At 54.8% G+C, this 5,832-nt stretch carries 3 protein-coding genes; 1 reads left to right on the top strand and 2 read right to left on the bottom strand.

Features of this window, described 5'->3' with window-relative positions; all coding sequences use genetic code 11:
• A partial coding sequence (locus DMG62_00430; GenBank protein PYY24976.1) for a hypothetical protein occupies positions 1–4,521 on the bottom strand: 4,521 nt, incomplete at its 3' end.
• Between the two features lie 11 nt (positions 4,522–4,532).
• Positions 4,533–4,886, bottom strand: a complete 354-nt coding sequence (locus DMG62_00425; protein PYY24975.1) for a hypothetical protein — start codon at positions 4,884–4,886, stop codon at positions 4,533–4,535.
• Positions 4,887–5,090: 204 nt separating this feature from the next.
• Here DMG62_00425 and DMG62_00420 point away from each other — a divergent pair.
• Positions 5,091–5,832, top strand: a 742-nt coding sequence (locus tag DMG62_00420) for a hypothetical protein (GenBank protein PYY24974.1), incomplete at its 3' end; no start/stop codon positions are given.

Below are 5,832 nucleotides of genomic sequence, written 5' to 3'. Positions count from 1 at the left end.
GACATATCGAACTGTATCAGCATTAAGATTGACTCCATACCACCAAAGATAGGAGGTGAATCTGCTGTGGTGCTTATCATTGTGATTGGGCCCGCTGCCATCATCGTCAAGCCTCATGTTCGCCTGTGCGACAATTGGAGCAACCGCGTCCCAGTGCGAAAACACACCTACTGATGGATTGAGTGCGTCTGGAGGAACCTGCGTCGGCGGGTTTTGCTGCGGCGGCTGTTGCGGAGTGGGTGAATTGTTGTTTGACGCCGATGCATGAGGTTGTCCCGAACCTCCTCTCGAACCTGAGGCGCCGCCCCGCCCTCCACCGCTGGGAGGCACCGGACCACCGAAAGGAGAAGGAAGAATACCGCTCAGGTCCGGTGGACGCTGTAGAAGGTCTGGAATGTTTGGAAGATCTGGGAGCGGAATCTCTGAGCCTGTCACGTTTACTTCGGCAGTCCATCCTTCGGAAAGTGTCGGCGCTACTGCGTCCTGCAAACCCAACGGATCCCATCGCGCCACGGGATTGTTGCGGCAATAGCGATACAGATTATTCCCACCCCGGAAGCTGATTGGATCAGGCTGGAGGAAGCGGCCGAGATCGGGAGAGTAAAAGCGGTTGCGCAAATCGTACAGGCCAAGCTCCTGAGACCATTGCTGGCTAGTGAAGAGATGCCGCACGCCGTAGCCCGACTGATTTGGATTGGGCTGCGTGTCGTTCGGATTGTAAAAAATGGGTGTGCCGTGCAGATCGTACCGATACCATTCAAGCAAGTGCCCATTGCTATCGAGCAGATGGGAGGTTGAGCCGCTGCCGTCCTGACAATAATAACGATTGTTCTGTAATTCTTTGACCAGCCCGGTTGGGCCGTAGAGGTATCTTGCCTGGATCACGAGCCCAGGATTATTGGTGTATTCCTCCACCAAATTCCAGCCATCCCATGTGCTATGGGTGGTCACGCCACTGACCGTCCGGCTTACCTGTCGGTTCAGGCCATCGTACTTGAAGATCATCGTCGCGCCGCTTTTGGCGGCTTGGGTAAGCCGGTTCTGCGCGTCGTAGGTGCAGCCCGCTGCCGTTGCGTCCGGGCTCGTGGTCAGATTGCCGGTAACATCGTACCCTGCGTTGTAGGTGTGATTGTTTATCGTTCGGTTGGTGTATTGATTCACGTTGTTGGCTGGACCATAGGTATCGGCTGAGGTGAAAGAGGTCCGGTTGCCGTTGGAATCGTAGAAAACCCTCTGCGGGATAGATCCCCCGTCCACATTCTGCGGAGTTGCCACGTTCAACTGGAAACTGATGGCTTGATCAGATAGATCATATCGGAACACATCGCCAATGTCTCCCAGTGAACTCCCCAGCCGCCTGACAAATTCGCGGTTGTTGCTGTTATCGTAATATCCGTAGTTGAAACTGCGCGTGGTGCCGTTGAGCGTATGCGTGATCCACGTGGGCCGATCATACGGATCATAGCTGTAACTGCTCACGGTAACAGGAGAAGTGTTCACGTTACGCAAGATCACGTTACCTCGCAAATCATACTCGTAATACGCTTGGCTGAGGCCTGTGGCGTCGTCATTGATCCGTTTCACCTGATTGCGATTCGTGTAGACATAATCAAACGTGTAGCCGGGAATTGCCAGGCTCGCCCGGTTGCCGTCCTCATCGTAGGTGTAGGTCACGTGTCTGTTATCAAGGCCGCCGACGGCGCTCAGGCTCTGGGTCTCCATGTGCAACAGATTATCATTGTAATACGTACGGGAAATGCTCGCGTTGGCGTTGTCAATCTCGACCAACCGGGAAGCTTCATCGTAGCCAAAGCTGACGCTCGGCGTCACCCCGCCATCGTTCCAAGTGGACCCGGTCATCCGATTGAGCTGGTCGTAGCCGAAAGTCTGCACTTTGTTCGCGCGATTAGTAAACGTCTCCAGGCGCCCCAGCGTGTCGTAAGCCCACCGCTCGGTGCGGTTAACGTTCATGCTGTCCTTAGGGTAGGTGATCTTTTTCTTGCGCCCCATTAAATCGTATTCGTAGGTGTAGACCTCGCCGTTGTTGAGCTGGACGAGACGGGGATCTTTCATGGTCTTGAGCAAACCAACAGGTGCGCTAGCGCCGTCGGCGGTCGTGAAGTAAGTGTATTTAGTCACCGCATTCGGATCGGGCGTTTGGGTGGCAGTCTGTTGCGTCACCCGGTTCATGGCGTCGAATGTGTCAGAAGTGATGGTTTGCGCGTTTGGGCGCTGGATGGTCTTTTGTCGCCCGGCCGTGTCATAACTGATCGTGGTCGTGTGGCTGCCTACGCTAATCGAATACGGCCGGTTTCGCTCGTCGTAAAGTGTGTGGACGTTGTTGTGATTGAGCGGATTGGTTACCCAGGTTACATTCCCTGCGTTATCGTAGGTGTAGCTGGTTGTAGCTTCGTCGGCAGTGTTCGGCGCCACGGTCACCGTGATCTTGCGCCGGTTGTCATCATAAACCGTATGGATTTTCTTCAGGCCGGAGCTGGGGGGAACGACCCAGGTGACATTGGAATCCGTCAATTTGTAATCGTTAATAGCATCCCACGCGTTGGCGCCATAATAGAAATGGGTCGTGTAGGTGCCGGTATCGCCGGCGCCGCGCACGGGCGGGGTCACGCTCTTTAGCCGCAGGTAATCGTCATATTCGTAGCTGGTCCGGTGCCCGAGTTCATCGGTGCGGTTTTGCAACGTGCCATCGGAATTGTAAATATTGCTTATCGTGTAGCGGACGCCATTGATCCACGGCAGCGTGGTCACCGTAACCTGAGCGCGATCATTGTAATCAAAATTCGTGCCGTGGCTCAGAGCATCCACAATTCCGCTTACGCGGTCCAATCCGTCATAATAATACGTGATGCTCGGGTTACCGGGACTGCTGTGATAGGGGTCAGCGTAGTATTGCAACCGGTGGCGGGTGTCGTAAGTGAACGTCTCGGTGCCGCCGGTGGTCATCCGATGACCGCTGATTTCGTAGAAATGGCTGCCGTCGTAGGAAAAGGTCTCGTAGCCGCCATCGGGATAATCGATCCGCGTGACCCGATTGTTCCCGTTGCGGGTGAACGTGGTGGTATGATGGCCTTCATCCTGGATGGTGTGAAGATAATAGCTGTTGGTGTAGGTGTAATTGACTGTGGGCCGCTGCGTCTGGTCCGGCGTGTCGGCTTGGGTAAGTGGGAACTGGATCTGGGTGATGTTCCCGGTGATTGGATCGGAGACGTAATCGCTTCGGTTGCCCTTCCGGTCTACCACATAATCGACGTATTTAGTGGTCGCGTCATAATGCTGTTGAACGCTATGGCTCGTAAAATCAGGAACCCAAGTCACATAGCCTGTCCCGTTGTAAATAAATGTGCGCGTCACGTTGTCCCCTCGCGTTTCGGTGCGCGTGGTAGCACTAGGCACCGTCAAAGTGCTTACCGCAGCACCAACGTTGGTTCCGTCGTAGTAATTTTCGCTGCTGATCTGGCCATAAGTGGGATGGCTTCCCGTGTAATTGTCAGTAGTGCGATACGTGTAAGCGATTTTGTGCATTGGTTCGGGATACATCGGATCGTCACACGTCCAGAGCAGCAACGGCAGGTCTCCGCCAATATTTGACCTCGTATATTTATACCTCGCTGTCCACGCATTGTTGCCATAATAGACGACGCTGCTAAGCCAAGTGTACGTATAGTAATACTGCACGCTGCGCCTGGCGATGCCGTTGATGTATTCGGTTACATGGTCAATTCTCGGGCTGGTGCTATTGGTGTAATAAAATTGCAGATAGCGGCCAGCCGGTTCGGTGACCTTGGTTATTCGCCTGCACTGCGCCTGCCCCACCACCTCGGAATCAATGGTGGTTTTTAAGCCGTAAGGATCATAGATGGCCGTGAGATGGTACTTGTACCAGTAGCGGCCGTACGCGGGATCGTAGTATTGCTGGGCTCTGAATTCTACCGCGCCGCCATCGGGCAGGATCAAATACGCGTACATGTTGTTCAGGTTCAGCTGCAGAAAACGCTCACTGACTCCTGCTGATGTGCTCTGCGCCGGCACGTCGGCGCCCGGTCTCACGCGGTAAACAGTATCCCACGTGACAGCGCGGAAGGTCTCCACTCGCCCATCGGGAAAATTGACCGTGTATTTTACGGGATGAAAATTCTGCGTGTGGGTGGCCGGCGAGTCCTCCATGGTCCAGTTGTAGTTATGGTTCCAACCGCCCTCCCACCCGAATACCCCGGTTACGCTGGGCGTGCGTGAGTTTGCCGTACGCACCAGCGCCAGGGCATACACGGATGGCGATCCGGCTACAGAAATATCAGTGATAGTTCGGGTCACGTTTCCGGTATAAGGATCTATCCCATCCGCGATTTGGCCGTTGAAGATACCCGAGACGCCGCTTGGATTGTTGTTGCCTACTTGAGCGCAAAGATCATGAGTGCACAGGGCAAAACACAATGCGCTCAGAGCGAACGTGCGACTAAAAACGCCTCGAAGCGGCTTGGCTACAGGAAAACACGATGTCATGGCGCCTCCTTCTACTCTTCCACGCTCGGCACCTCGAATTGCACCACTCCGATGATCTTCGGCGAATCGTCGTCAGCGTTCGGGTCCATCACGACGACGCGGTGCACTCCTGGTTGATCGCTCACCTGGAATGAGAACGAGAGCGACCCATCCGCTCCTATGGCGGTCGAACCGCTCATCACGGTCCCCCCATCAAGCGCCGCAATCGATACCGGCTTGCTGGCCATGCTCACGGGGAACTGCAGGGCCACATCAGAGCTTGCACCGGGATCTATCGTCACCGGCTCGAATTCTCCGGTCGTGCTATTGTCGTCCTGGATGATCTGCTGAGAACCATCGTCCGTGATTTGATCAGATTGCGCCACCGGCGCCTGACCAGTGGCTATGCAACAGCTGCCAAAGCAGAGGAACGAGGCCGCTAAAACAATAAATATCGTTCTTTTCATCTTGCACGGAGGATAAGCGGATGGCCGGCTGTTTGTCTGTCGGGGTGAATCCCTGAATTTTTGGCTTGGCCTTTGGCGGAGTTCGCCCTACAAAACGGCTGCAACTTAGGAACAACCCCGAATATGCAGCAACGGAAGAACAGACCGCGCGCTGCACGCGCGTTGGACCCGCAACGCAACCCCCGCAAAAAACGGTGGCCAGACAAGAAATCGGTGTACCGATCAAAGAAGTCCCTGACAGAAGAGCCTGACGACGTGTCAGGGAAAGGCCCGACAAAAGCAAAAGTGCTCGTTGTTCATCGAACAGGTTTCGTTCGATTCGGCGTGCTCTCGTTAATTGCGAAAAGCATGCAATTCGTCGCCTGCGGCGAAACGGACGAAGCGCCTTTGGCCCGCGAGTTATTTGTGCGTCACAAGCCGAAGCTTGTTTTGCTCGGCCTAACGCTCCGAGGCGGTGACGGATTTCAACTGATCAAGGACTTCTGCAAACTGGAGCCGGCAGCTGCGACACTCGTGCTTTCCGAGCGCACTGATCCGCTGTCGGTTCGACGCGCGTTCCGCTCGGGTGCGCGGGGATATTTAGCCATCGATGGTGCTGCGGAAATGGTTAGAGCATTTGATGAAATTTCGGCCGGTCGCGTGTATGTAAGTGCGAGCGTCTTGCCGCTAATCCTAAGCAACTTCGCGGCCGGCTCAAAGCGTTCGCATAGCTCCGGCGTCGATAGCCTCAGCGATCGTGAGCTAGAGATTTTTTCGTTTATCGGCAGAGGCTTCAGCGTTTCCGAATTGGCGAGTGAATTGCATGTCAGCGTCAAAACGATTGAGACACATCAGATGCGCATGAAGGAGAAGCTCGCCCTGCATA

It is taken from the genome of Acidobacteriota bacterium (assembly GCA_003225175.1).
GTDB lineage: Bacteria > Acidobacteriota > Terriglobia > Terriglobales > Acidobacteriaceae > Gp1-AA112.
Note: the sequence above shows the minus strand (reverse complement) of the source record. Positions and strands in the feature narration are given on the sequence as shown.